Raw genomic sequence first — 3,067 nt, 5'->3', positions numbered from 1 at the left:
ATGGAGGGACTAAAGGTAGAGTCTCGCTAATGGCAACTACTTATGACCAAGGGCTTGGCTCAAAGGACTTTTCTGCTCAGGTGGAGAAGGTGCGCACTGCATGGGAGTCTCGGGGGTTGCGTGTGAGGGATGTGGGTAGTAGTAAGAATAATCGTGAAATAGCGACTGATTTACCTCATGGCACTACAGTTGTTTATTCTGCTGGGGCTGGCGGCGAGTCGGTAGAGGCTTCTACTGAATGTTTTGCTGGGTTTAAGGGTGACGAATCTTCAGCTCAGGTTTACTCTGGTGAGCAAGCGTAGGAATAAAAGATGAGTGATATGTACTGGGTTTAGTTCCGCTCCCGTACATTGAAAATAAACAAAAAAATAATTGTCGGAAATAAACCACGTACATATCAGCAGGTATCGGGGTAGATTGGGTTGCTGATTCTAATTGGGGTGATGGTTGGAAAGTTGATCGAAGCCAAAAGGGAAAACAACAAATTTTTTATACGGATTCTCTCGAGGATTGGACGGCGCCGGGTGGGTGCGTGCCTGGGTGGCTTCCTTTTGTGGGGCCAGTAGTGTCTGGAGAGCCTCATGTTACTCCTGAACTTATGATTGATGCGCAGCGTTTTCAGTCTACAGAAGGCATCAGTGCTGACGGTCATTACTATGAAGATGTGGATACGCATTCTTTTGAAAGCAAACCAGGTGAGCAAGGCTTTGTTCATGCTGATACCCCGAGTCTTACCTATGGGGCGCGAGCTTCTATGGGTTATTCCGAAGATCTTCAGAAGAAGTTTTATCAGCCTTGGTATTTTGAACAGGATTTTAGGGGGAACCCGTCTTGAGACGTGTCACTGCTGATGATTTGGTGGACGGGAAAGTTCCCACGGACTTGATGCAGAAAATTAAATCGTCTCAAGATATAGCGCAATCAGATTTAATTAATGTTGAAAGTAAGTGAGATGAGGAAATTCAGTGAAAAAGAATTTGGTTTTTTTGAATCTATTAGCGGTGGGGTTGGTTAGTGTGAACGTATTGTCGGGCTGTGGCGATGCTGAGAAGGATAAATCGTCAAGTTCTGCTAGCAGTTCAACAGCAAACGGTAGCGAGATGGAGCAGGAGTTTCGCGATATTACTAAGGGAACTCTTAAAGCTGCTGGTACTGATCCGTTGACTTTTCGCCTTGCTGATGATTCTGATTTTTCGCTGGAGAAGTTTGATGCTATGGATCCTGTGGGATATTGCGGTCAAACAGATGCAGGTGAAGATCAGGGTAGTTATGGGGTGATTCTTGAGAATGACGTGAACTATTCTGCTGCAGAGTATGAGAAGAAGGTAGATGCAGTATGGGAATACTGGGAGTCTTTAGGCTTACAGCCTAGCAACTTTAGTCCAGCAGATAACGCGCGAAGTATTCGGGCTCAAACTGCTTTAGGTGGTGAAGTAACGTATATGGCTTCGGAGCATGGCGAGTATGTTACCTCTGATTCTGCGTGCTCAGTGAAGATTGTTGTACCTGATAACGGCAACTGGTAAATCTATTTCGAGATACCTCTGCAACGTGGCTATGGACGAGAGGGCTGTCTTGTGTTTATACGGACATCAGTAATTGGCTGGCTTGATATTACTGGGTTCAGTCCATACCTTCCACCCACACCCCACCGGAAGGAATAATAAAACCATACCCCACAAATACCCCCAAGAATTCAAAGAACGAGCAGTACGACTCGTAGGCGACCGACTCAACCACGCTGACGCTCCATCCATAACTGCGGCGATCAAAGACATCGCCCCTCGGCTAGGAATTTCCCACAACACCCTGGCCCGCTGGTGCAACACTGCTGCACTGGACACCGGCAAAGAAATCAGTACTACTAGTGACGCGGCGGCCGAAATCAGACGCCTGAAACAAGAAAACGCGGAACTGCGTAGGGCCAACGAGATTTTAAAAACCGCCTCAGCTTAATCCGTACGCGGAGCTCGAGGCACCGGCCCGATGATGATCCGATTCATCAACACTTATAAGGACCTTTTCGGGGTCGAGCCCATCTGCCAAGTCCTATCCGAGCATCTTGATGGTGACTTCATTACGGCCAGCGGCTATTACCGCGCAATTGGCCGTGTCGCTTCAGCCAGATCACTATCCGACCAGCTCCTCATTCCTGAACTGATCAGAATCCACCAGGAGAACTACGGAGTCTACGGCGTGCGCAAAATGTGGCAAGCGTTGAGACGAGCAGGCTGGTCAGTCGGACGGGACCAGACCTACCGACTGCTGGCGGGTTTTGCTACACCGCGTTCATCACTGATGCGTTCAGCCGGAAAATTGTGGGCTGGGGCGTTTCCTCGACTATGCATACTCAGGGCATGCCGCTGACGGCTCTCAAGCAGGCTTTGTTTGAAGCCAGGCGTTCAGGGTCTGATTTGACGCAGGTAGTGCATCACTCAGACCGGGGCTCACAGTATGTGGCTGAGGATTACACTCGTGAGCTGGTCCAGCTGGGTGTTCGGTTGTCCGTAGGATCTACTGGAGATTCATACGATAATGCCCTGGCTGAGTCGGTTAACGGTGCGTATAAGACTGAGCTTGTACGTGGCCGGTTCTTTGAATCTGTTGCTCAGTTGGAGGCTGCTACGGCGGGTTGGGTGTGTTGGTGGAATCGGCAGCGGTTGCATTCGGCTCTTGGTTATCGGGCTCCTCAGGAGGTGGTTGATGGTGCTTTAGTGGTCTTATAATTGTCGGAACTAAAGCCAGTACATATCACTCATCTTTTATCCCTATGCTTTCTCACCGGGGTAAACCTGAGCTGAAGATTCATCACCCTTAAACCCAGCAAAACACTGCGTATCAGCCTCCACCGATTCACCACCAATCCCAGCGGTATAAACCACCACAGTCCCATGAGCTAAATCGGTAGCTATCTGCATCATGCCCTTACTCTCACCGACGTTACGAACTTTCAGCCCACGAGATTCCCACGCCTGGCGAACTTTCTTAATCTGGTCTTGATAGTTCTTAGTGCCGAGGTTCTGGCCATAGGTAGTAGCCTTGAGTTCGAGGCTCCCTTCACCTTCCC

Annotated in this window: 6 protein-coding genes and 1 pseudogene; 6 read left to right on the top strand and 1 reads right to left on the bottom strand. The window is 49.2% G+C overall.

Annotated elements, in window-relative coordinates:
• The 6 genes and pseudogenes from L7A20_RS11775 to L7A20_RS12145 all read left to right on the top strand — a co-directional run.
• Positions 1-302 (top strand): hypothetical protein (locus L7A20_RS11775; RefSeq protein WP_237223672.1); only part of this gene is annotated, 302 nt, incomplete at its 5' end.
• A gap of 263 nt (positions 303-565) precedes the next feature.
• A complete protein-coding gene (locus L7A20_RS11770) occupies positions 566-835 on the top strand; it encodes a hypothetical protein (protein ID WP_237223671.1) in 270 nt (89 codons plus the stop codon).
• 130 nt (positions 836-965) lie between these two features.
• A complete protein-coding gene (locus L7A20_RS11765) occupies positions 966-1,526 on the top strand; it encodes a hypothetical protein (RefSeq protein ID WP_237223670.1) in 561 nt (186 codons plus the stop codon).
• 73 nt (positions 1,527-1,599) lie between these two features.
• Positions 1,600-1,956: a transposase gene (locus L7A20_RS12155; protein WP_423817445.1), complete on the top strand. Its 357-nt coding sequence runs from the start codon at positions 1,600-1,602 to the stop codon at positions 1,954-1,956.
• A gap of 30 nt (positions 1,957-1,986) precedes the next feature.
• Positions 1,987-2,253, top strand: a pseudogene (locus tag L7A20_RS12150) (IS3 family transposase); the annotation flags it as partial.
• The gene (locus tag L7A20_RS12145) at positions 2,208-2,726 is read left to right on the top strand and encodes a transposase (RefSeq protein ID WP_423817444.1); all 519 of its coding nucleotides are present in this window, start codon (positions 2,208-2,210) and stop codon (positions 2,724-2,726) included. The pseudogene L7A20_RS12150 and the gene L7A20_RS12145, both read left to right, overlap by 46 nt.
• Before the next feature lie 42 nt (positions 2,727-2,768).
• Here the strand turns inward: L7A20_RS12145 and L7A20_RS11760 are convergent.
• Positions 2,769-3,067: hypothetical protein (locus L7A20_RS11760; RefSeq protein ID WP_237223669.1), on the bottom strand; the 299-nt coding region annotated here is incomplete at its 5' end.

The sequence above is a fragment of the Rothia nasimurium genome, from assembly GCF_928381415.1.
Taxonomy (GTDB): Bacteria; Actinomycetota; Actinomycetes; order Actinomycetales; family Micrococcaceae; genus Rothia; species Rothia nasimurium_H.
The sequence above is the reverse complement of the archived record's forward strand: the minus strand, read 5'-3'. Positions and strand labels throughout refer to the sequence as shown.